The 23,488-nt window shown below is 48.1% G+C and carries 25 protein-coding genes; 11 read left to right on the top strand and 14 right to left on the bottom strand.

The window, feature by feature from the left end:
• Positions 1-100 precede the first annotated feature (100 nt).
• The 4 genes from ACYVFD_RS02470 to ACYVFD_RS02455 all read left to right on the top strand — a co-directional run bounded on the left by ACYVFD_RS02470 (position 101) and on the right by ACYVFD_RS02455 (position 2,770).
• Positions 101-457 (top strand): SnoaL-like domain-containing protein, encoded by a 357-nt coding sequence (locus ACYVFD_RS02470; protein ID WP_461088165.1) that lies wholly within the window; start codon positions 101-103, stop codon positions 455-457.
• Positions 458-602: 145 nt separating this feature from the next.
• A complete protein-coding gene (locus ACYVFD_RS02465; protein WP_461088164.1) occupies positions 603-1,379 on the top strand; it encodes a DUF481 domain-containing protein in 777 nt (258 codons plus the stop codon).
• A gap of 121 nt (positions 1,380-1,500) precedes the next feature.
• Positions 1,501-2,115, top strand: coding sequence for a TMEM175 family protein (locus tag ACYVFD_RS02460; protein ID WP_461088163.1), 615 nt, complete (start codon positions 1,501-1,503; stop codon positions 2,113-2,115).
• Between the two features lie 34 nt (positions 2,116-2,149).
• Positions 2,150-2,770, top strand: coding sequence for an NADPH-dependent F420 reductase (locus ACYVFD_RS02455; RefSeq protein WP_461088162.1), 621 nt, complete (start codon positions 2,150-2,152; stop codon positions 2,768-2,770).
• Between the two features lie 109 nt (positions 2,771-2,879).
• Here the strand turns inward: ACYVFD_RS02455 and ACYVFD_RS02450 are convergent, their stop codons facing one another.
• The 6 genes from ACYVFD_RS02450 to aroQ form a co-directional block, all read right to left on the bottom strand.
• A complete protein-coding gene (locus ACYVFD_RS02450; RefSeq protein ID WP_461088161.1) occupies positions 2,880-5,069 on the bottom strand; it encodes a glutamine synthetase III family protein in 2,190 nt (729 codons plus the stop codon).
• Positions 5,070-5,213: 144 nt separating this feature from the next.
• Positions 5,214-5,534, bottom strand: coding sequence for a hypothetical protein (locus tag ACYVFD_RS02445; RefSeq protein WP_461088159.1), 321 nt, complete (start codon positions 5,532-5,534; stop codon positions 5,214-5,216).
• Positions 5,535-5,687: 153 nt separating this feature from the next.
• Positions 5,688-6,722 carry a glutamine synthetase beta-grasp domain-containing protein gene (locus ACYVFD_RS02440; RefSeq protein ID WP_461088157.1) on the bottom strand — a complete coding sequence of 345 codons (1,035 nt, stop codon included), beginning with the start codon at positions 6,720-6,722 and terminating at the stop codon, positions 5,688-5,690.
• A gap of 1,007 nt (positions 6,723-7,729) precedes the next feature.
• Positions 7,730-8,305 carry a MarC family protein gene (locus ACYVFD_RS02435; protein WP_461088156.1) on the bottom strand — a complete coding sequence of 192 codons (576 nt, stop codon included), beginning with the start codon at positions 8,303-8,305 and terminating at the stop codon, positions 7,730-7,732.
• A 74-nt stretch (positions 8,306-8,379) separates the two neighbouring features.
• Complete coding sequence (locus ACYVFD_RS02430; protein ID WP_461088154.1) at positions 8,380-9,432, bottom strand: aminotransferase class V-fold PLP-dependent enzyme; 1,053 nt, start codon at positions 9,430-9,432, stop codon at positions 8,380-8,382.
• 93 nt (positions 9,433-9,525) lie between these two features.
• Positions 9,526-9,951, bottom strand: coding sequence for a type II 3-dehydroquinate dehydratase (gene aroQ, locus ACYVFD_RS02425; protein WP_461088152.1), 426 nt, complete (start codon positions 9,949-9,951; stop codon positions 9,526-9,528).
• Positions 9,952-10,098: 147 nt separating this feature from the next.
• Here aroQ and xerD point away from each other — a divergent pair, with 147 nt between their 5' ends.
• Positions 10,099-11,010 (top strand): site-specific tyrosine recombinase XerD, encoded by a 912-nt coding sequence (gene xerD, locus ACYVFD_RS02420; RefSeq protein WP_461088150.1) that lies wholly within the window; start codon positions 10,099-10,101, stop codon positions 11,008-11,010.
• 306 nt (positions 11,011-11,316) lie between these two features.
• Here the strand turns inward: xerD and ACYVFD_RS02415 are convergent, their stop codons facing one another.
• Complete coding sequence (locus ACYVFD_RS02415) at positions 11,317-11,853, bottom strand: hypothetical protein (protein WP_461088148.1); 537 nt, start codon at positions 11,851-11,853, stop codon at positions 11,317-11,319.
• 75 nt (positions 11,854-11,928) lie between these two features.
• On the opposite strand from ACYVFD_RS02415, the gene ACYVFD_RS02410 reads away from it, so the two are divergent.
• On the top strand, positions 11,929-13,122 hold the full coding sequence (locus ACYVFD_RS02410) for an aminotransferase class V-fold PLP-dependent enzyme (protein WP_461088147.1): 1,194 nt from the start codon (positions 11,929-11,931) through the stop codon (positions 13,120-13,122).
• A gap of 102 nt (positions 13,123-13,224) precedes the next feature.
• On the opposite strand, the gene gloA2 is transcribed toward ACYVFD_RS02410, so the two are convergent.
• The 3 genes from gloA2 to ACYVFD_RS02395 all read right to left on the bottom strand — a co-directional run bounded on the left by gloA2 (position 13,225) and on the right by ACYVFD_RS02395 (position 14,393).
• Positions 13,225-13,614 carry an SMU1112c/YaeR family gloxylase I-like metalloprotein gene (gene gloA2 / locus ACYVFD_RS02405; RefSeq protein WP_461088145.1) on the bottom strand — a complete coding sequence of 130 codons (390 nt, stop codon included), beginning with the start codon at positions 13,612-13,614 and terminating at the stop codon, positions 13,225-13,227.
• A 7-nt stretch (positions 13,615-13,621) separates the two neighbouring features.
• Positions 13,622-13,813 (bottom strand): hypothetical protein, encoded by a 192-nt coding sequence (locus ACYVFD_RS02400; RefSeq protein ID WP_461088607.1) that lies wholly within the window; start codon positions 13,811-13,813, stop codon positions 13,622-13,624.
• A gap of 70 nt (positions 13,814-13,883) precedes the next feature.
• Positions 13,884-14,393 (bottom strand): SixA phosphatase family protein, encoded by a 510-nt coding sequence (locus ACYVFD_RS02395; protein ID WP_461088143.1) that lies wholly within the window; start codon positions 14,391-14,393, stop codon positions 13,884-13,886.
• A gap of 166 nt (positions 14,394-14,559) precedes the next feature.
• Between ACYVFD_RS02395 and asnS the strand changes: the two genes are divergently transcribed.
• The 4 genes from asnS to ACYVFD_RS02375 all read left to right on the top strand — a co-directional run bounded on the left by asnS (position 14,560) and on the right by ACYVFD_RS02375 (position 18,605).
• Positions 14,560-16,044 (top strand): asparagine--tRNA ligase, encoded by a 1,485-nt coding sequence (gene asnS, locus ACYVFD_RS02390; RefSeq protein WP_461088141.1) that lies wholly within the window; start codon positions 14,560-14,562, stop codon positions 16,042-16,044.
• An 86-nt stretch (positions 16,045-16,130) separates the two neighbouring features.
• Positions 16,131-17,213 (top strand): complex I subunit 1/NuoH family protein, encoded by a 1,083-nt coding sequence (locus ACYVFD_RS02385; protein WP_461088140.1) that lies wholly within the window; start codon positions 16,131-16,133, stop codon positions 17,211-17,213.
• Positions 17,214-17,217: 4 nt separating this feature from the next.
• The gene (locus ACYVFD_RS02380) at positions 17,218-17,763 is read left to right on the top strand and encodes an NADAR family protein (protein ID WP_461088138.1); all 546 of its coding nucleotides are present in this window, start codon (positions 17,218-17,220) and stop codon (positions 17,761-17,763) included.
• Between the two features lie 26 nt (positions 17,764-17,789).
• Positions 17,790-18,605 carry an ion transporter gene (locus ACYVFD_RS02375; protein ID WP_461088136.1) on the top strand — a complete coding sequence of 272 codons (816 nt, stop codon included), beginning with the start codon at positions 17,790-17,792 and terminating at the stop codon, positions 18,603-18,605.
• A gap of 22 nt (positions 18,606-18,627) precedes the next feature.
• On the opposite strand, the gene ACYVFD_RS02370 is transcribed toward ACYVFD_RS02375, so the two are convergent.
• Positions 18,628-19,320 (bottom strand): sulfite oxidase-like oxidoreductase, encoded by a 693-nt coding sequence (locus ACYVFD_RS02370; protein WP_461088134.1) that lies wholly within the window; start codon positions 19,318-19,320, stop codon positions 18,628-18,630.
• A gap of 86 nt (positions 19,321-19,406) precedes the next feature.
• Here ACYVFD_RS02370 and ACYVFD_RS02365 point away from each other — a divergent pair, with 86 nt between their 5' ends.
• A complete protein-coding gene (locus ACYVFD_RS02365) occupies positions 19,407-19,985 on the top strand; it encodes a Uma2 family endonuclease (protein WP_461088132.1) in 579 nt (192 codons plus the stop codon).
• Positions 19,986-20,007: 22 nt separating this feature from the next.
• On the opposite strand, the gene ACYVFD_RS02360 is transcribed toward ACYVFD_RS02365, so the two are convergent.
• The 3 genes from ACYVFD_RS02360 to ACYVFD_RS02350 all read right to left on the bottom strand — a co-directional run bounded on the left by ACYVFD_RS02360 (position 20,008) and on the right by ACYVFD_RS02350 (position 23,487).
• Positions 20,008-20,580: a TMEM175 family protein gene (locus ACYVFD_RS02360; RefSeq protein ID WP_461088130.1), complete on the bottom strand. Its 573-nt coding sequence runs from the start codon at positions 20,578-20,580 to the stop codon at positions 20,008-20,010.
• Positions 20,581-20,706: 126 nt separating this feature from the next.
• Positions 20,707-21,780 carry a prephenate dehydratase gene (gene pheA, locus ACYVFD_RS02355; protein ID WP_461088128.1) on the bottom strand — a complete coding sequence of 358 codons (1,074 nt, stop codon included), beginning with the start codon at positions 21,778-21,780 and terminating at the stop codon, positions 20,707-20,709.
• A gap of 213 nt (positions 21,781-21,993) precedes the next feature.
• Positions 21,994-23,487, bottom strand: a complete 1,494-nt coding sequence (locus ACYVFD_RS02350) for a RagB/SusD family nutrient uptake outer membrane protein (protein WP_461088126.1) — start codon at positions 23,485-23,487, stop codon at positions 21,994-21,996.
• Between the last annotated feature and the right edge of the window lies 1 nt (position 23,488).

The following is a 23,488-nucleotide window of genomic DNA, read 5'->3' as shown; positions in this document are numbered from 1 at the left end:
TATTATTGACGATTCAGGTATCGTCTTCCCTGTCTGAACGTCTTACTGAACAGTTCGATGGAAACGCCATCGATATTCATTCATTACCTTATTAAATAACATGACAACACAGGAAATTGCCGATCGTTTGGTGGCGCTCTGCCAGGAAGGTAAGTACGAACAGGCTCAACGCGAATTGTATGCGTCAGATGCCAAAAGCATCGAACCGGCCAGTGCCCAGGGAATGCAATCGGTAGAAGGGCTGGATGCCATCATTGAAAAAGGCAACCAATTTCAGGCAATGATTCAGGAAGTACACGGCGGTAACGTTGGCGGACCACTGGTAGCCGGTAATCAGATTGCCATCACGATTGGCCTGGATGTAACGTTCAAAGACGGCAACCGCATGAACATGAACGAAATTGCGATGTACACCGTGAATGATGGTAAAATCGTTCAGGAACAGTTTTTCTATTAACCGAAAAAACTAAACCAGTTGTAGTGAGGCATCCATAAAAAACAGTCTATACATCTATTGCCCTGTTTACAATGGATGCCTCCACTGTTGCATTCTGCCATCAGTAAATTACTCAGGACTATTGTCAATATTGAAGCTGTTAACGTTGGTAGCCAGAATCATTTGCCTTATTTGTCTGGTCGCAACTCCTGTTTTAGCTCAGTTGAACGAAAGCGATACGGCCCGGCTTCAGGTACGCGCTTCGCTGACTGGCAATTTTCAGCAGGGAAATGTAGAGGTAACCACCCTACGCGGCAAGCTGGACCTAGTTACGTCACCGGTACGGTCGTGGGTGTTCAAGTCGCAGAATTCCAGCTTGTATCAATCGTTCTATTCGACAAAAGCCGACAACGATCTGTTCAGCCGGAATTACCTTTATTACCATCCCGAACGCCGGGTGTATCCGTTTGCCATCGCCTATGTTTCGACCAACTACCGCCGGAAAATCGACTTGCGCTATTTCGCTGGGGCCGGAGGCACCCTGCAACTCATCAATACGCCCAGAAACGTACTGAAAGTATCGGCCGGGGCCGTGTTCGAAAAAACGCGCTTTACCGCGACCACCTATAACGAAATCCGTTATAACGGCTCGCAAGCCATTGACCTGTGGCGCGGTACGGCCTGGCTGGGGGGTTGGCATTACCTGCTCGACAATCACCTACGGCTTTACTACGATGCGTACTATCAGCCTGCTTTTTCGGATGCGGCCAACTACCGCTGGCAATTCGACTTCGGCTTTGACTTCCCGATCTGGCGCGGACTGGCTTTCAATGCGTTGTATACGTATACGCACGAAAATGTGGTCGTTACCCAAGTACAGCCCGACGATAAACTGCTGACGGTTGGCCTATCATATACCCTCCGCAAACTGCACAGTCGCTGAAAAATCTGTTTTTGAATTTCCCACTCACCCTATGAACTGGCAGCGTTTGGTGGGTGTGGGTCTGTTAATTGTGGGCGTGTACGTTGTCCGTAGATTCTGAACTGAACCCCTAAAATCACCCATGAATTACTTCTCCAAAACGCGGGTTGAAGCCTTTAGCGATGGTGTTTTTGCGATTATAGTTACCTTATTGGTGCTGGAACTCAAGGTCCCCAGTATCGTTCACCATGAGTCGGTTACTGAATTGAGTAAAGCGCTTTATGCGCTTTTGCCCAAACTGATTAGCTGGATCATTAGTTTTTTGATGGTTTGTGTTATCTGGGTAAACCATCATCGGCTGCTCAATCAGATCAGCAATATTACACACGGAATTTTCTGGCTCAATGCCTTACTGTTGCTCTGGTGTTCGTTCATTCCGTTCCCAACGGCCCTACTGGGCGATTACCTCAGCAACCCTGTATCCACATTTGTTTTCGGTGTCGTGATGGTTCTAATGTCGTTTACGTTTACCCTTATCCGTTGGCAGGCACAAGGCAAACCTGATATTCTCCAGGCCAGCATTAACCGAACCGATTTCCGGAAGGTTACCTGGCAATCGTTGATTTTTGGACCGCTTCTCTATGGCCTAGGCGCAGTCCTTGGTTTTGTTAACCCGTGGTTATCAATTGCCCTTTTTACCTTCATTCCGTTTTATTTTATTTTTTTCAATACGGCGACTTTGTTGGCCAACGATTAGATTAGACATTAAATCACTTCTTATTCAAAAAAGTATGAACATCGCAATTATTGGTACTGGCAACGTTGGTGGGGCTCTGGCACAACGCTTTATTCAGGCAGGCCATACCGTATTGATGGGCTCCCGATTTCCTCTTTCGGCAAAATCAATTAAGCTGGCCACTAAGATCGGAGAAGACCGGTTTACCACGGTAGCTTCCGCCGTTGCCCAATGTAGCGTAGTGATACTGGCAACACCCGGCATGAAAGCAATCGACATAGCCAGAGAGCTTGGCAATACAACTGGTAAAGTGATTATTGACACCATGAACATTGGGCGCGCTATGGGACTGCCTGGTTTCACAAACACGACTGAGGCAGTACTAGCTAACACTGCTACCAACGACGTGGTAAAATGCTTTAACGCAACCGGCTACGAAAATATGATCGATCCTGTCTACAATGGTGAAGGTATCGATATGTTTATGGCAGGAAATAGTACAAAAGGAAAAGCAATTGCTGCCCAGCTAGCCAAAGACGCTGGCTTTGCCGAATGCTATGATATGGGTGGCAACGACAAGTTCGCGCTTCTGGAGCAGCTAGCCTTGAGCTGGATTACACTCGCCATTTCTCAGGGCTATGGCCGGGGAATCGCCTTCAAAATAGTAAGACGTTAATCCGAACCGGGATTATGTGATTTACCTGACCGACTTTGATTTTTCTACCAGCCTTCAAAGAAGGCCTAATCACAGTCAGTCAGGTAAATCACATAAATCCCGGTTCGGATTACTTCACAAACAATAGCTCCCGGTATTTTACCAGCGGCCAGTCTTCGTCGTCCACGATCTCTTCGAGCTTATCCACTTCATACCGGATAATATCGAAGTGATCTTTTACTTCGGTGGCATACAAACGGGCCCGTTCAGTAGTGTCAGCCACATTATTCGCTTTTTTTCGCGACTCAATCATGGTTTCGACTCCTTTCTTGATAACCAACACACGGGTCGAAATTTCACGTAGGATGTCTTTGATAGGTTCGGCTTCGGCAATCATACCCAACTCCACCAAATTCCGGGCCGTTTCGGCCAGTTTGTTCTGATACTTCAGCGCTGTTGATACCACGTGATTCATCGCCAGATCGCCCATCACGCGCGACTCAATCTGCACATTTTTGATGTACTTCTCCAGTTCAATCTCGTAGCGCGATTCGACTTCGGCATGGTTCATTATACCAGTCCGCTCAAATAAGGAAAGTGATTCGGGCTGCACGTAAACGGCCAGTGCTTCAGGCGACGACTTGATGTTCGACAAACCACGCTGGGCTGCTTCTTCGACCCACTCGTCGGAATACCCGTTTCCTTCAAACAAAATCCGTTTTGAGTTGGCGTAATACTCTTTCAGAATATCGACAATGGCCAGTTCTTTCTTTTCATTCCGCGCCAATCGTCCGTCGAGGTCGGTTTTGAACTTGTTCAACTGGTCGGCTACAATAGCATTGAGTACGGTCATGGTCGATGCCGAATTGGCGGAGCTACCTACAGCCCGAAACTCAAACTTGTTGCCCGTAAAGGCAAACGGCGACGTTCGATTACGATCGGTATTATCGCGCATCAGGCTTGGAATCCGGTTCAGTCCCAGTTTGTAATACACATTATCGCCCTTGTTGATGGTCACTTCCGACTTGGTTTCGAGGTCGGTTAGAGCTTGCGTCAGGGTTTCGCCCAGAAAGACCGACATAATAGCAGGCGGTGCTTCATTAGCCCCAAGTCGATGTTCGTTACCAGCCGATGCGATACTAGCCCGTAAGAGGTCGGCATTATCATGAACCGCTTTAATCACGTTGACCAGAAACGTCAGGAAACGGAGCGTTTCTTTAGGCTTCGTACTGGGTGCCAACAGATTAACGCCCGTATTTGTCCCCATCGACCAGTTATTATGCTTACCACTTCCGTTGATGCCGGCAAAGGGTTTTTCATGAAAAAGGACTTTCAGGTTATGCTTCTCAGCTATTTTTTCCATCAAATCCATGAGCAGCGCATTGTGATCGATGGAGAGGTTGACCTCTTCAAATGTTGGCGCTACTTCAAACTGCCCCGGTGCCACTTCGTTATGGCGTGTCCGGACGGGCATCCCCAGCTTCATCGACTCAAACTCAAAATCAACCATAAAGGCGTTGACACGCGGGGGAATCGAGCCGAAATAATGGTCTTCCAATTGCTGTCCCCGTGCAGGCTGATGACCAAATAAGGTCCGTCCCGCCAGTACCAGATCAGGGCGCGCGTAGAAAAGCGCCCGGTCGACTACAAAGTACTCCTGCTCAGGCCCGAGCGTAGGGGTTACTTTCGTAATGTTCCGGTCGAAATACTGACATACGGACGTAGCCGCTTTGTCCAGCGCATTCAGTGCTTTTAGCAAAGGAGTTTTATAATCCAGGGCTTCGCCGGTATAGGAAATAAATACCGATGGAATGCAGAGTGTTTTCCCCCCGGCGCCGTTGTCCATCAGAAAGGCGGGCGAACTAGGGTCCCAGCCGGTATAGCCACGCGCTTCGAAGGTATTGCGCAGTCCGCCACTGGGGAACGACGAGGCATCGGGTTCCTGCTGAACCAGGGCACTCCCTTTAAATTTTTCGATGGCTTTCCCATCTGATCCTACATCGAAGAAAGCGTCGTGTTTTTCGGCCGTTTCGCCCGTGAGCGGCTGGAACCAGTGGGTGTAGTGGGTGGCTCCTTTTGAGGTAGCCCATGATTTCATCGCCCCGGCCACTTCATCAGCAATGGCCCGGTCTATCTGACCATTGGTGTTGATAGCTTCAGTAACTTTCAGGTACGCTTCGGGCGACAGAAGCGACCGCATTACTTCATTATTGAATGTATAACTGCCAAAAAAATCGCCAACGCGTTCAGTCGGTGCCGCTACGGGCATCGCCTGACGATTTTGGGCCATTTCAAGAGCTTTAAAGCGAAAATTGGACATTAGGGCGGGGTTAAGATTTTAGATTGAAAAATTAACCAAACATACACCCCTTCTGCCAGTTACAGAACTTTCACCAGTTAATTTCTTGATTTAAGCGGACGAAAAGGAAGAAGCTTCAGTTACTAATGACGAGTGATTACGGAATTATTCATCGCCCGACAGCAAGCCTGTTACGCCAAAAAGCACAGTTCCTAAAATTTTAGGGCCGAATTTTTTGCCGGTAAACCGGCCAAACTCGCTCATCCATTTGGTCTTTTCCAGCACCTTATTTCCGGTTTCCCGTAGTGCCTCCGCTGTGTCTTTCCCAGCCGCTTTTTTTGAAAAGTACATAACCGGTGCGCCCAATCCCAAGACCGAAATACCCACTATGGCCCCAGCTACCGCACCGATGGTACCGGATACTTCTTTACCCGTTTCTTCAAACTGTTTCCATTTTTCTTCGAAATCATAGTCTTTGGCTTCCATAGCTTTTTTCACGTTAAGATTCAGGGAATATGATAGTTAAAGGTAGCGAAAAGCAGGGCTTGAATTAAACAAACTTGATAAACGGTCTCCAAGGGGCAACAAAAAGCCCGACCACTTTCGCAGTCGGGCTTTCGATAAACTATATCAAGTGGCTTACGCTTCTACAGCTTCAGCATCTTTAACAGTCTTGATGATAATGGCAGCTACTTTATAAGGATCGGCAGCCGAGTTTGGACGACGATCTTCCAGCCAGCCTTTCCAGCCGCGCTCTACGGTAGCAATTGGGATACGGATCGAAGCACCGCGGTCCGATACACCAAACGAGAACTGATCGATCGACTGGGTTTCGTGTTTACCCGTCAGACGCAGGTGGTTATCAGCGCCGTATACGTCGATACAGGCTTTGATGATCTCAGGCGTACGACCAAATCCACTACAGATTTTGTCATACACTTCTTTGCTGCCCGCCGTACGAAGGGTCGTGTTTGAGAAGTTAGCGTGCATACCTGAACCGTTCCAGTCAGTATCGCCCAGCGGCTTACAGTGCCAGTTGATCGAGATACCGTATTTTTCACCGATACGCTCCAGAATGTAGCGAGCAACCCAGATTTGGTCACCAGCTTCTTTCGCACCTTTAGCGAAAATCTGGAATTCCCACTGACCGGTTGCTACTTCTGCATTGATACCTTCTACGTTCAGACCAGCATCAAGGCAAGCGTCCAGGTGTTCTTCGATGATATACCGACCGTAGGCATTCTTAGCACCTACCGAGCAGTAGTAAGGACCTTGTGGGCGTTTTGGGAACCCTTCTGTCGGGAAGCCCAGTGGCCGATCGATCGACTCATCCCACAGGAAGTACTCCTGTTCGAAACCGAACCAGAAATCGTTGTCGTCATCTTCAATCGTGGCACGGCCGTTCGACTCGTGAGGGGTACCATCAGCGTTCAGCACTTCGCACATCACGAGGTAGCCATTTTTACGCTGTGGATCAGGGCAGATGAAAACGGGTTTCAGCAAGCAGTCAGATGAACCACCAGGAGCCTGCTCTGTTGACGAACCGTCAAACGACCACATAGGGCAGTCTTCCAGTTTACCAGAGAAATCGCCTTCAATTTTGGTTTTTGAACGCAAGCTTTGGGTGGGCTTATAACCATCGAGCCAAATGTATTCTAACTTCGCCTTTGCCATGATGTACAAGTGGATTGAGTTGAATAGGGGTTTTGTGCAATACTTTTGGCAAATATAATGCGGGTTTACAATAAAAAATAAATGCCACACCCCCCTTAAACCATATTTTTTACTGTTTTTCAGGAAAAGTTATAATTAAAATTCGTTTGATACAGTAAACAACCATATTTAGGCTATTTTTTTTATCACTTTATAATCTTAGCGGCTTTTTACAAAAACGTAGAAATTGGGCTGTTTTACCTTTAAAAATCCTGTATTTATCCACACAATTTGTCTTTTTCGGAGATTTCAGCTTTAATTCGAACATTTCTCACCTGGTATATGCTGCCTGAAAACCGTATATTTTGTAAAATTCACCTCCTAGTAAGAGTATTCCAAAATGCTTAGTCTAACGTTTTACGCAAAACACACCTATACCACCCAGTCAAGTGTAGATGAAATACTTGCACGAATCAATACAGTCATTCTTAATACGCCGAACAAAAACATATTTAACGCTACTACAGACGACGATATGTTTCTAGGTTATTTAAGTGGATTAAAGTTTTCAATTGAGCCAACATCATTTACGAATCGAAGAACTATGAACGTTATTGCTGATGGCACATTTCAACCATTCAATAACACATTAGCAGTCACATATAAGCCAAACGCAGAGTTCCTTATTACCTTGAGCATACTACTTTTCGCGGTGAGTTTAATCTGCGTTTTAGATATCGGGAAAAACGCTCGCTATACATCTATCTGGATACCGGCAGTTTGTTACATAGCTGCCATCTTACTATTTAATTATCAAGTAGCAGTCATATCTGATTTTCTTGAGCGGATTTGTGAAGCGCCCAAGTCCCCCACAGACAGTAAATAAAACGCGAACTATGAGACTTTTGACCGCGTAGCGGATGGCCATTTTTCTACAAACATTCCGTACCTACGGCACTTAATTAACTACTGATCAATGACTAAATCTCATAGTTCACGTTAAATAAAAATCTAATTCTTGCCGTACCTTAAAAACCAGGAATCAGATTGGTTTTGAGCAGCTTTATCGCAATAGCCAATAGGATAATACCGAAGATTTTCCGTAACACGGCCAGGCCTCCCGAACCCAGCCGATTCTCCAGCCAGCCCGACGACCGGAGTACGGCATAAATCAGCAGTAGATTCAGGATAATGCCAATGATAATATTGATTGTCTGGTACTCGGCCCGGAGTGAAATAAGGGTCGTTAAGGTACCGGCTCCGGCAATGAGTGGAAAAGCAATGGGGACAATGTGCGTGGCCCCGTCCGTTTCAACTTCTGATTTGAATATGGTTCGTCCCAAGATCATCTCCAGCCCGATCAGAAAAATAATTAACGCACCAGCTACCGCAAACGAGGCCACATCAACGCCAAACAACGCCAACAGTTGGTCGCCTACGAACAGGAAAGCAACCATTAAGGCTCCCGAAGCCAGGGTAGCCCGTTCGGATTCAATCTTCCCCGACTTACGGCGGAGGTCAATGATCACAGGCAATGAGCCAATGACATCAATCACCGAAAACAAAATCAACGTAACGGAGACAATTTCTTTAAAATTAGGCATAGGTAACGCGGTGGTGCGAAGCCCCGTCGGCACATTCCGACATTCTATCCGCACTATGATCTATAAATTTCTTTTCACGATGCGGGCAAGATGTCGGTATGCCGCACCACCGCGTTACAATAGGCCAGCAAAAACTGCTTAAGCGCTTCAATCTCTTCGTTGGAAATAGCCGGGAAGTTGGCGATTCGGAACGTTGAAGTCTTCCAGTCGCCATAGCCATTACCGAGCGTGATTCCGGCCTGCTGAGCCGCGGCCTTAATGGCTTTTATATCCTCTTCTGCTCCTTCGACAGCAATGACCGTATCGGATCGCACAGTCTTATCCTGATTTAATAAGCGGAAGGGCGACTGGGCCAGTTCGTTCTCAAAAAAGGCATACCAGTTAGCGGCCCGTTGTCTGGTAACGGTAGCCACTTCGGCAATGGGTGGAACCTGCTGCAAAACCCGCATCAGCAAGTAAATACCCAATCCATTGGGCGTATAAGGGGTCTGAAACTTCGAGAAGTTTTCGTGGATGAACAGAAGGCTGTTATAATGAGCCTTCTCCCCTATTTCGGCGGCTTTTTTGAGCGCTACTGGCGAATAAATCAGCACAGCCAGTCCGGCAGGTAAACCGAAACATTTCTGCACAGAAGCAAACCAGACATCGGCCAGCGACCAGTCGAGCAGGATACCTGCCATTGATGAAACCGCATCGACGGCAATCAAACCCGTAAAATCCCGGCGAAACTGAGCCAATGTCTCCATCGTTACCTGGGTCCCATTGGAGGTTTCGTTCTGCACGATACACAACACATCGGCTTCGCTCAGGCTGGTTGGAGACTTTATTCGGTACGCATATTCAGCCCATTTTTTTCCGAATGCGCCACTATGCGGGTGCAAACTGGCTTCGTCGGTCAATGACTGGGCTACAATTTCCCAGCACTCCGTTGCCGACGACACCAGCGCAATGTGATAGTCGGCCGGGATCGCAAGTTTTTCATGTAACAGGCGTATGGTCTCTTTTACAATGTCCATAAAACCTGCACTGCGGTGGTTCAGGCTAACAATTCCCTGATGCACCGCTTCGGCCGCATAATCGGCCACTTGCGGGTAAACTTTTGAAGGACCGGGATAAAATGTGATCATTGCTTAATGGATAATGTAAAATGGATAATGGACAAATAATACTGTAAAATGAGTAATGAATGGCTAGCCTTTTTGTTCATTATCCATTTCACATTAGCCATTATTAATTAAATACCGCACAGCCAACTCGTATCCCAACAACCCAAGCCCGGCGATTACACCTTTGCATTTGGCCGACAGATAGCTGTGATGCCGAAACGATTCACGGGCATGTACGTTCGAGATATGCACTTCAACAGCAGGAGCTGTAACCGCCGATAAGGCATCGGCGATGGCAATGGATGTATGCGTGTAGGCTCCGGCATTGATCACAATGCCATCGACATCAAAACCGAGTTCGTGAATTTTATCGATTAGTTCGCCTTCGTGGTTCGACTGAAAATAGCGAAGTTGCACATCCGAAAACTGCTGTTCGAGGGTTTCGAGGTAATCGACAAACGAGCGATTGCCGTAAATAGTCGGCTCGCGCTTACCTAACAGGTTGAGGTTCGGGCCGTTGATAATAAGAATCTGTTTCATACTTTATGAATAATGTACAATGAATAATGCACTATGAATAATGAGTACGGGACATTGACCGATGGAAAACTCTGGCAATCTCAGTAGGCCAGCATTATCCATTATTCATTGCACATTATTCAATGTATATTATTCATTCACCGTCCTATGTGGCAAAGTTATATAAACGCCTTTAAGAACTACCTCAAGTTGGAGCGATCACTGGCCGAAAATTCAGTGGAGGCCTATCTGCACGATGCGGAGAAACTGTACGAGTACATTCTCCTGACCAACCCTGCGTTGGACCCAACCCAGGTAACGGAAAAGGAATTGATGAATTTTCTGAAGTACCTGGGCGAGCTTGGTCTATCGGCACACAGTCAGGGGCGGATGCTATCAGGACTAAAATCGTTTTTTAAATACCTGCTTCTCGAAAATCTGATTCAGCATGACCCGACGCAGCAACTTAAAGGGCCAAAACTGGGCCGACAACTACCCGATACATTAAACTTTCCGGAAATCGAAGCCATTCTAAGCGCCATCGACCTATCGACTCCCGGCGGTACGCGCGACCGGGCTATGCTCGAAGTATTGTATAGTTCCGGGTTACGAGTGACCGAACTACTCAATCTACGATTGACGAACTGCTTTTTCGATGCCGGTTTTATTCGGGTTCTTGGTAAAGGCGACAAAGTCCGGCTGGTACCGATTGGCGAAGACGCCATGCACTATACGCGTATTTACATACAGCACGTGCGTAGCCAGTTGGATGTACAGAAAGGCGACGAAGATACCATCTTCCTAAACCTGCGGGGTAAACAGCTTTCGCGTATTTCGGTGTTTACGACCATCAAAAAACTGGCTGATGAAGCGGGCATCAAAAAAACGATTAGCCCGCACACGTTCCGGCATTCCTTTGCCACTCACCTCATCGAAGGGGGAGCCGACCTTCGGGCCGTTCAGCAAATGCTTGGTCACGAATCCATTACCACCACCGAAATATACACCCACCTCGACCGCGATTACCTCCAGCAAACCCTTCGGGAGTACCATCCGAGAAGTCGGAACCGGGATTTATAGGATTTAACTGACTGACTATGATTTTATTGTAACGCGAACTACGAGATTTAATCATTGATTTTCAGCTAATTAAGTGCCGTAGGCACGGAATGTTGGTAGAAAAATGGCCGACCGTCGCTACGCGGTCAAAAATCTCATAGTTCGCGTTATTTTAAATCTTCGAAGAAGGGATAATCACAGTCGGTCAGTTAAATCCCAAAAATCCTGGTCAAAAAAAGTCCCCGCCACTGAAACAGTAGCGGGGAGCTTCCAATCTAACTAACCCAAAACTATATGAAATAGTTATCGTTCGACCGAGTACTTCAGTTAAGCGTCGGCCAATGTTTTTTCACCCACGAACTGCTGGTTCTGGTTTTTGAACAGCAGATTGAACGAGGTCAGGCTACCGTAAATTCGGGTGATATATTGTTGAATATTTATCTTCTCTTCATCGTCGAGCGGGCTGGCATTAATCCGTTGTTCGAGTACACGCAGGCGGTCGCGAACCATCACAATCTTATGAAAGAACGAGTCGATCGGTATCTCTTTTTGTGCCAGATCGGCTCGGCCCGGTTTCAGAATGAGTTTGCCTCCTTTCCACTTATCACCAAGCGGTACGATTTCCGTCTGGTCGACCCAGCGTTGGAGAACCCGAGTCAGCGACTGCTCGACATCGAACAGACTAACCAGATCGCCATCGGGTTCCAACGCATCCAGGATGGTGAGGGGTGTGTCGAATTTGATTACCTTCACGCCATGCTCGATAAACGTAATCGTATAGCCGGTGGCTTTCAGGTTGATGACAACGCCATCGCCAAATTCTTCATGCCGAACACGTGAGCCAATGCCCAGTAAAGCAGTCATTTTATGGGGTAGGTTTTAGGTTTCAATTATGCCTTTACAAACCCCGTGCCAATTTTTTCAGCGATCTAATTTTATATGCTCATCAACACAAATCCTCTTCAATCTCAAAAAGATCAATTCAGTTTACCACCAACCATTCACTACCTGAATTGCGCGACCAAAGCTCCGTTTAGTCGAGCCGTCGAACAGGCAGGCCACACGGCGCTCTCCCAGCAGACCAATCCATTTGGCTTAAAACCCGACGAGTTTTTTACAGGAGCCGTTCGTGTCCGAGCCCTTTTCTCTAAGCTAATCCACAACTCCGATCCCGAACGAATTGCCGTCATTCCTTCCGTTTCGTATGGCATGGCCGTAGTAGCTCATAACCTGCATCGAAAACCAGGCATTCGGGCCGGGCAAAAACTGGTTTTGATCAGCGACGAATTTCCAAGCGATGTCTATGCCTGGAGCCGTGTCAGTGCTGAATTAGGTCTAACCATAACGACTATCCCTATGCCTGCTGAGTTTCCGAAAGGAGAGCTTTGGAATCAACGACTGCTGGATGCCATTGACGCTGATACAGCAATGGTCGTTGTGCCACCTGCACATTGGATGTATGGAATCCGGTTCGATCTGGAAGCCATTAGCCAACGGGCTCGGGATGTGGGAGCCTGGCTGGTCATTGACGGAACGCAGGCCATTGGAGCCCTTCCGTTCGACCTGGAAGCTGTTCAACCCGACGCGCTTATTTGTGCGGGCTACAAATGGCTGATGGGGCCTTATTCGCTGGGATTGGCCTATTTTGGCCCAGCTTTCGATGAGGGCATTCCATTGGAAGAAGGCTGGATGAATCGACTAGACAGCAATCAGTTTCACCGGTTGATGGATTACCAACCCCAATATCGATCCAAAGCGTATCGGTATAACGTAGGTGAGCATACGCATTTTCTGCAAATGCCCATGCTCGAAGCCGCCCTAACACAACTGATCGACTGGCAACCGGCTCGTATTCAGGATTACACAAAAAACCTACTGGCCGATGCCTGGCCCATTCTGGAAAAATTAGGCTGTCAGATCGAGCCCGAAAATGGTAGCAGAGGTCGCAGCCATCATCTGGTTGGTCTCTGGCTTACTGAACAGGCCGATCCCATGACCATACAACAAGCTCTTTTGAAAAAGAATGTTTCTGTCTCGGCACGGTCCCGTGTCCTCCGCATCGCTCCACACGTCTATAACGATGCCAATGATGTCGATGCCCTGGTTGACGTATTAGTGAATATACTCTTGTAGAGAGGCAATCCCTTGCGTCTCCTGTGCATCAGCAATAAACCGCCGGTGTAAGGACCATCCGGTCAGCAGACGCGAGGGATCGCCGGTCCGCTGGTGCGGTCTCTACATTTCATACAATTCCAACGGTAAATCGTCCGGGTCGGCGAAGAAGGTGAATCGGCGACCTGTATGTTCATCAACACGAACCGGCTCCGTCACTACTCCCTGTTCGGTCAGGTGCTGAATCGCGTTGTCCAGATCAGTAACGGCAAAAGCCAGATGACGCAGACCAGCCGATTCGGGTCGGGATGGGCGTTTTGGCGGATTAGGAAACGAGAAGAGTTCGATGAGATACTGCCCGTTCAACGCCAGATCCAACTTAAACGATTGCCGTTCAGCCCGGTAATATTCACCCAGTATAGTAAACCCTAATGTCTCTGTATAAAACCGCTTCGAACGTTCGTAATCAGAACAGATAATCGCAATATGGTGTACAGCGCTAAGTTGTAGCATAACGGAGTTAGGGGTCAAGGAGCGTGTCTCTGGCCATCGTGTCGGCAACGGTACCATCTTTAGGGGGCAAAGCCCGTTCGGCTTCCCGGCGCTTGTTCCAGGGGGCCGTAGTCCGGCGGGCCATATCAATGGCCAGCAGGGCAACGATTGTCGTGAAAACAATAAAGACGACGATGAATATGCGACGATTACGGTTCACTTTGTTCAATGATGAATTATACATGATGAATTATACATGATGGCGTTATAAACCTATCATTCATAATTCATCATTTATCATTAATTGGCAATTGCTTGGGTCCGATCTGAAATTCCAGTTTTCCGGTCCGGCCTGAGATTTCAGACCAAGTCAGGTTTCCGAATGTAATAGCGACAACTGCCCCTTTGCTCATGGAACCAATATCCTGATGGGTCAGAAACTCACCGAAATACGATACGTCGGGGTTATGTCCTACAATCATGGCCGCATTGACCGTTGGAGGCAACAGGTTTATGGCTGCCAGGTACGCTTTAGGGCCACCTTCGTATAAAAACTGATTTAACTCGATCCTGGACAGATCAAATCCGGTTTGTTCGGCAATTACTTTGGCTGTGTCTTTGGCACGGGGAGCCGTACTGCTGATGATCACATCTGGCAAAATAGCTTTCTCGTGCAGGTATCGCCCCATTCGGGCGGCTGCAATGATGCCGTCGGGGGTAAGTTGCCGGTCATGATCCGGCATAAACATGGCTCTGTCTTCAGCTTTTGCGTGGCGAACGATATACAAGGTTATCGACATCTTATCGGAGGTGGGTGGTTTGTTGTCTCAATTTGGCGCAAAAATACGGCAGCAATCGACCCGCACCTACTTACTTATGATTTTACGGAATAAAATTGTTTATGGGCTATTCAACCGACAATCCGTACTTTTGCGACCACAATCATTACCGGGTCACCATTTTAGTATGAGTTACTTACCGATAAAGCAGTTATTAAAAACCTCGTCGGGCACCGAATTGCCCGTTGGCACTACCGTAACCGTAAAAGGCTGGGTTCGCACAAAACGTGAAAGTAAAAATGCCGTTTTCATCGCGCTCAACGACGGATCAACCATACAAAACATTCAGGCAGTAGCCGAGGCCGGCCAGCTTCCCGAAGATACACTGAAACTGATTACGACGGGTTCCTGCCTGGCTATTACGGGGCAGCTCGTGGAGTCGCAGGGAGCGGGTCAGGCCATCGAAGTTAAACTAACGGAGGTTGTGATTTATGGCACGGCAGACCCCGAAAAATATCCGCTTCAACCCAAACGCCACTCGCTGGAGTTTCTGCGTGAAATTGCCCACCTACGTCCGCGTACCAATACGTTCAGCGCGATTCTGCGGATTCGTCATGCCCTGGCCTTTGCCATTCATAAGTATTTCAACGACAACGGATTTTTCTACCTTAACACGCCCATCATTACCGCTTCTGATGCCGAAGGCGCTGGTGAAATGTTTCGGGTAACCACGCTGGACGCCATCAAACCTCCGATGACCGAAGAGGGTAAAGTTGATTACAGCCAGGACTTCTTTGGTCGCGAAACCAACCTGACCGTTTCTGGTCAACTGGAAGGAGAACTAGGCGCTATGGCGTTGGGTAAGATTTATACCTTCGGGCCAACCTTCCGCGCTGAAAACTCCAACACGACTCGCCACCTGGCCGAGTTCTGGATGATTGAACCTGAAATGGCGTTCTACGAGCTGGAAGATAACATGAATCTGGCCGAGGACTTCGTCAAGAACGTTATCCGATACGCGCTTCAGCACTGTGCCGATGATCTGGCGTTTCTGGACAACCGGCTCAAAGAGGAAGAGAAAACTAAAAAGAAAGAAGAGCAAAGCGAACTGGGCCTGCTCGAAAAGCTCCAGTTTGTCATCAACAACGAATTCGTCCGTCTTACCTATACCGAAGCGGTTGATATACTAATCAACTCAAAACCAGCGAAGAAGGGCCAGTTTCAGTTTGAGGTGAAATGGGGTATCGATCTGCAGTCGGAACATGAGCGGTATCTGGTGGAAAAGCATTTCAAGAAACCAGTTATTCTGACCAACTACCCACGTGCTATTAAGGCATTTTACATGAAGCAGGACAGTGAACCAGCTACCAGTGCACGTGGCGAGGTGTTTGGGCCAACCGTTCGGGCTATGGATGTCCTGTTTCCTGGCATTGGCGAAATCATTGGCGGTTCACAACGCGAAGAGGATCTGGACAAACTGGTAGCCCGGATGCAGGAAGTCGGTATTGAACCCGAAGCGATCTGGTGGTATCTGGATACCCGCCGGTTCGGGACGGCTCCCCACGCGGGTTTCGGCCTGGGCTTCGAACGGCTGGTTCTGTTCGTAACGGGTATGGGCAACATCCGCGATGTAATCCCCTTCCCCCGAGCACCCAAAACCGCCGAGTTTTAACTAATTATGAATTATAAATGATGAATGATGAATGAGGTGTTGCAGTCGCAAAATCATTCGTCATTCATCATTCATCATTAACTAACGTGCTTGCTCTCCCTATCTTTCTGGCCATGGCTTCCGGTTTTGTCGTCGTTGGGGTGTATACCGAACGGAAGGTGTCGGCATTTATGCAGGACCGACTTGGTCCCATGGAAACCGGGAAATGGGGATTGCTGCAACTCTTTGCTGACCTGCTGAAGTTGCTTCAGAAAGAAGATATTGTGCCCACGGCTGCCGATCGGCGGTTGTTTCTGCTGGCGCCTTCTATCATTTTTGCTTCGGTATTTGCCGGTTTTGCAGTACTTCCGCTTACGCCCGATCTACAGGGTTCAAAAACTGATTTGGGCGTGTTCTACCTGATGGCCATTGTGTCGTTCGATGTGGTGGGCATTCTGATGGCAGGCTGGGGATCGAACAACAAGTATTCGCTATTTGGCGCGATGCGCTCCGTAGCGCAGATTATTTCCTACGAAATACCACTTGGCCTGACCATTCTGTGCGTGGTCATGATCTGTCAGACGCTCAATTTACAGGACATCAGTTTTCAGCAGGGCATTTTTGGGCATGAGACCAATTATTTGTTTGGCCTGAAAGCAACCGGTATCGATGTGTCGACCTGGGGCGGTATTTTCAGTTGGAACATTCTCCGAAATCCTTTCCTGTTTTTTGCGTACATCATTTTCTTCATCTGTACGCTAGCCGAAAGCAACCGGGCTCCGTTCGACTTACCCGAGGGGGAATCAGAGATTGTGGCGGGTTTTCATACCGAATATTCGGGGATGCGATTTGCGTTGCTTTACCTGTCGGAGTACGCCATGATGCTGCTGGTATCGTTTCTGGGCGCGGTTCTGTTTCTGGGTAGCTGGAATACGCCCTTCCCGAACCTCGGCCCTCTCCGACTAGCTGACTGGACGAGTGGTGAACCCGGTACCATTTGGGGGCATATCACAGGAGGGTTCTGGCTGCTGTCGAAAGCCTTTTTTGCAGTTCTGATTCAGATGTGGGTACGCTGGACGTTTCCCCGCGTTCGGGTCGACCAGATGATGTTTTTGTGCTGGAAAGTGCTGACACCTGCGGCTCTGCTTTTATTGCTCATTTCGGGTATTTGGCGCTTACTCATGATTTAACGGTATGGTCTACACGCTCGACTGGCTGATTGACCAGTATACCCAATCAACCCGACTGAAGTACCTTTTTTTCTGGGGTCATCAGCCGAGAAAGGATGGTCGCATTGGCGAGTCTTGCCTGAGTCAGTGGTGGGTAGCTCCGTTTGACGTCGATGGGATACGGTATCCGTCGGCCGAGCATTATATGATGGCCGAAAAAGCCCGCTTATTTGGTGACTCGGATGCCTTGACTACGATTCTTGCCAGCGCAACACCTGCCGAAGCCAAGAAGATAGGTCGTACGGTTCACCATTTCGACGCACCAACCTGGGATAATGCCTGCGTCGACATTGTGATCAGGGCCAACTTCCACAAATTTTCACAAAACCCTGACCTACGCGATTTTTTACTAACGACAGGTAACCGGGTTCTGGTTGAAGCGAGTCCAGTTGACGCGATTTGGGGCATCGGGATGGCGAAGGATAATCCAATGATTGAAGATCCTACTCAATGGCAGGGTAAAAATCTGCTTGGTTTTGCACTAATGGACGTTCGGGATCGCTTACATTAGCTGAAGTTCGTTAACAACTTCGTATCATGAACTCCAGATGGCAGCGTTTCCGAAACCGGCTTCACGAAATCATTTTCGAGGCTGACACATGGGCTGGTCGTGCCTTTGATGTTACGTTACTCTTCCTGATCCTCTTCAGTGTAATGGCCGTGATATTGGAGAGTATTCCATCGTTAGCACGAGCTTATGGGTTAGTCTTTGACCAAATTGAATGGGTATTTACTGTTCTGTTTACGGTTGAGTATGTTCTACGAATCATCAGTATTCGACAACCTCTACGGTACATAACCAGTTTCTTTGGTCTTGTTGATTTGCTGGCCATTTTGCCAAGTTACCTTACCTTATTTATGCTTGGCGCTCCCGAGTTTGCTACTGTACGAATACTTAGGCTCCTGCGTGTTTTCCGCATTTTGAAGCTGGGGGAGTACACAGCCGCTGCTTCAGTACTGGCTTATTCCCTCCGCGAGAGTCGGGCAAAAATTACGGTCTTTTTCGTAGCTATCCTGGCACTAGTTGTCACCCTTGGAGCCATGATGTACGTTGTTGAGGGACGTTCCAACGGGTTTGAGAGTATTCCATTAAGCATTTACTGGGCCGTCATTACGATCACTACAGTTGGGTATGGCGATATTGTCCCCAGCACACCAATGGGTAAATTTATTGCTACCATCATTATGTTGCTGGGCTACGTCATTATTGCGGTTCCAACGGGTATTGTGGCTGTCAGCCTGACCACAGCCAGTAAAAAGCAGGAAATTTCGACCCAGGCTTGCCCAAACTGCGGTCGTCAGGGTCATGACCCCGACGCCGTTTATTGTAAATACTGTGGAGCGCAGCTATAATCGATAAGCTGAGGTAAATAGGTCAGGAATACCGGTCGTTTCGCCAGGGATAAGCTGTATTTGAATAACCGCGTTCTTCCCAGAAACCGAGTTGATTTTTCGACAAAAACTCGATTCGCTTGATCCACTTAGATCCTTTCCAGGCATACAACTGCGGGGTGATCATTCGCAATGGACCACCATGTTCGCGGGGCAGGGGTTGCCCATCGGCCGTATGAACAAGCAACACATCCGGTTTGAGGGCTTCTTCGAGCGATACGTTGGTCGAGTAGCCATCGTAGCCATAGCACATCACATGCGTTGCTGTTCCTTTGGGATCAACCAGAGCGGCTAAGTCCATAAAGCGAACGCCTACCCACGGAATATCCAGCCGCGACCAGGTGGTTACACAATGAAAATCACTGGTGTCCTCTACCTGTGGCAGCGCCATCAAATCTTCCCATTTGAGCCGAACCGGATGGTTCACTTCACCGTCGATAGCCAGTTGCCATTTATCGAGTGGAATATTCGGTTGGTAGCCTAAATCCAGCACTGGCCATTTGGTCGTAACAGTCTGCCCAACCGGAACCGTGGGCATTCCGTGCCGATTCGGCTGCCCAGAACCTCGTGGCTTTTCGTCGGTCATGGAGGGAGTTTGCGCCATTTTCTCCTCAAACCGACGTTTGAGTTTCATCCGCGCTTCGACTATTCGTTCTGTTTTATCGTTCGATTCCATCGTTTGTGTTAAGCAGCTAGCTGCGACTTTTAGCCTGTAACTATAAATAATATTTTGTAGTTTTACGAAAACGAAAAATTGGCTTTATGGTAGCCGAAAAAATTTATATCGCCCCCGACGTTTATCTCCAGCAGGAACGCGAAGCTGCGTTCAAAAGTGAGTACGTAGCTGGAGATATCATTCCAATGGCAGGAGCATCTACGAATCACAATCGAGTTAAAGAAAACATAGCTATCGAGATTGGTTTTCATTTACGTGGCAAAGGGTGCCGCAGCTATTCAAGTGACCAACGGGTGAACGTTCCCACAGATTCGCTTTATGCCTACCCCGATGTTGTGGTTGTCTGTGGACCGAACCAGTACCACGATGACGTACAGGATACCCTTACCAACCCGATGCTCGTTGCCGAAGTACTATCACCAGGAACCGCGGCCTTTGATCGCGGTGATAAATTCGCGCTTTACCGCCACTCCCCTACTTTTCAGGAATATTTGCTTATCGACTCTGAAAAAATACGAGCCGAGGTTTTCCGGAAACACGAACAGGGCTATTGGTTCCTGGCCTCCGAAGCCAGCCTACCCACAGAATCCATCAACTTGGCCAGCATCGGTTTATCGTTACCTATGACAACCGTTTATGCTGAAACGGAAGGCATTTTACGTTAACTGGCCCAGCGAGCATCGGTTATTACAGCGCCCGTTCGACATTTCGGTCTGGAATAAGCCAGATTGCCGACTGGATAAAGAATAACATACCCGGAATAATCGGATCGACAAATGCCATAGGCACAGCCAGTGCACAAGATAAAGCGGAGAGAATAACTTTCCCATTTTGCTTTCGAATGGCTTCCCGCAATTTCGACTCAGGTGGTGTAACCTGCACTATCTGCTGCTGGAGTATCCAGTACGAAATGCCGCATAAGGTTGAAATAATCGCATAGAGTACAATCGTATTCGGGGCAAAGGAATTATCACCCATCCAGCCCGTCGCCAATGGCAATAGGGATAACCAGAACAGCAAATTCAGATTGGCCAGCATAATGCCAGAATTCACGGTCTTGATAGCTTGTAGTAAATGGTGATGATTTCCCCAGTAAATACCCACAAACAGGAAGCTGATCAGGTAACTGAGAAATCCAGGAATCAATGGCTTTAAGGCAGCCCATTCAGCATGTTGTGGCGTATGGATGGTTAATACCATAATGGTGATAATGATCGCCAGCACACCATCACTAAAGGCTTCCAATCGAGATTTGTTCATGGAATCAATTGTCATTAGTGGGCATTTTTGGGCATTAATAGTCATTGGTAGCTAGTTGTCACAACCGCAACGTATGACAACTAATGTCTACCAATGACCATCAATGACGACTAATGACCCTATAATCTAGGAGACCCTTACATAACTCCCCAGCCATTTCACCTCAGCCGCGTGGTGATTCAGGATTTCCTGCAAATCGGGGTCGCTGGCGTGGCCTTCGCATTCCAGTAAAAACCAGTACCGGAAGGTTGCCCCTTCGCGCAACGGGCGGCTTTCGATTTTGGTCAGGTTGATACGCCGGGCATTAAACTCCTGCAGAAATTCGGCCAACACCCCCGGCGAATCGGTGTTCTGAAGTTTCGCAATCAGGGTTGTTTTGTCGTGTCCGCTGGGCTGATTAACAAAATCTTTCGCCAGAATCAGGAATCGAGTCCGGTTCAGGTCGCTGTTTTCAATGTTATCGAACAGGATGGGCACATCGAACAGCTTAGCCGCAATACCTGAACAGACAGCCGCAGCCTTCGGATTTTGGGCGGCTAATTTTGCCGCCTTGGAGGTTGATTCTATGGGTACCAGCTCGGGACTAAGCCCATCAAAATAATCGCTCAGGAACCGGCTACACTGGCCAAACGCAATGTCTTTCGAATAAATATGGGTAATGTCGGACAGGTTTTCGGCCTTGGTGGCAAACGTGAAGTGAACGGGAATCTGTACCTCGGCAGCAATACGCAGATCTTTTTCGAGCAGCAAGTCAATGGCCTCTTCCACCACCCCTTCCTGGTTATTTTCGATGGGCACTACGCCAAAGCGAACCCGCCCGGTTTCGACTCCCTCAAATACAGAACGGATATTCGGCAAAGCCAGATAGGTACTCATGGCCCCAAAACGGCTTTCGGCAGCCTGGTGGGTAAAGCTCCCTTCCGGCCCTAAATAAGCGACTCGTTCGGGAAGCTCCAGATTCCGGGAGACGGCAAATATTTCGAGAAAGATCGCTTCAATAGCCGGGCGATTCAACAACCCATTGTTTTGTTCATGCAGCCGATCTATGATCTGCTTTTCGCGTTCGGGCCGGTAGATAACGGCGTTGGTCGAACGTTTTAACTCGCCCACCTGACGAACCAGATCCATCCGCTGATTAAGTAGCGTCAGAAGCTGATCGTCGAGGGAATCAATTTGGTTACGAAGGGATTCTAATGTCATTATGGCCATACTTAACGTACAAAAGTACATTTCCTCTTGCCTCCTACAAACATTATCCCCCTTTTGAATTAAAATTGACATGCATTTAAACTTCCCGAAAGCTTGGAGCTTTCGGGAAGTTATGGTTATGAGCAGCAACACAGCGACCCAAAAAGGTAACGCGCCTGACCGAAATTTCAGCCAGGCGCGTTACATCTGATCAACTACTAAAACTTATTGAGGGTTCTGTACGACTACCCCGTTCGTGTTGTTGATTTCATCCTGCGGAATCAGGAACTGCCATCTCTTATCGTCGGCTGGTACATCAAACACCCCGTTTGTATAGGACGCATTGTGGTTACCGCCGTTTCGATTCAGTGGTGAATTGGTCCGTTTCAGATCATAGAATCGGAAGCCTTCTCCCCAAAGTTCAATTCGTCGCTGAACCATAATCTCATCGAGTAAAGCGGCCCCGGTCAACGTCGACTTGGTATATTTGGGATCACGATTGACCGCTAGTGTATTGAGAACCGTTGCGGCATCTGCATCTTTCCCCTGACGAGCGAGTGCTTCGGCTTCAATCAGATACATCTCAGCCGCCCGCATATAGGGTACATCGCCGATACTCAGGGATGGATCAGCCACTTTAAACTTCTTTTGCAGGTATTTATAGCGCTGGAAGGTTGAGGCTGGCAACGGGAACTCAGCCGTATTTGTACCTGTCGAATCCCATAGTTTCTTACGTACATCGGTAGCTCTGATTTTGCTGTACAATGACGAGAACATCACTTTCGGTGTAGAGCGAATGGCCGTCGAACTATAGTTGATCGACATATAGGCGAAGAACGAATAGAAATAGTTCGTCTGATCGGCCACAATTTTGGAGGCCCACATCCATTCTGGATTCGTGTAGTCATTAAAACCATCCAGATACTGCGTGTTCGACATCAGGCTATAACCGGTACGAGCTTCTTTGGCCATCTGAGCGGCCGTAGCATAATCCTGCTGAGTCAGTGCAATCCGGGCTTTGATGCCTTTAGCAACGCTTTGGTCAAAATGTGATTTGTTCAGGCGAGTATAACCGGTAAACAAACCAATGGCCTGATCGATATCCTTGTTGATCTGCGTATAAACCTCCGATACTTTAGCACGGGGGGTCGGGGTGGTTTTAGCCTCTAGTACCAGCGGAACACCCAGTCCCTCATTGGCAGCCCCCGCGACAAAACGTTCACCAAACAATTGAATCATCTGGAAATAAGCCCAGGCCCGATAGGTTAATGCTTCGGCCTTGATGGCTTTCTTTTCCGCATCGGTTCCGGTAGCGCCATCAATGTTATTAATGATCATATTGGCATTACCAATGATCACATAATAGAACTCATAATTATAGAAAACAATCGAGCTTGATGGGTTCCTATGAGAATTAGTCCAGCGATATTCGGCAAGCAGCCAGGTATTAGACGCATTGGGGAATACGACGTCTTCGCCCATTATGTCCATGTATAGCATATTACCCGATTGGCCACCCTGCGCCTGAACGCTAAAAATTTGGGAATACAGGAGTCGGTGAATACCGTTCAGGGCAGCCCATGCATTTTTAGTGGTTGTAAAGGCATCTGCCGTCGAAACCTGGTTCGTTGGTGTCGTTTCCAGATATTCCTGTTCACAACCGAAGAGGGAGAAGGCAACCGCCATTCCCAGAACTCCTTTTATGATTAATTTCTTCATT

The organism is Spirosoma gilvum (assembly GCF_054776815.1).
Note: the sequence above shows the minus strand (reverse complement) of the source record. Positions and strands in the feature narration are given on the sequence as shown.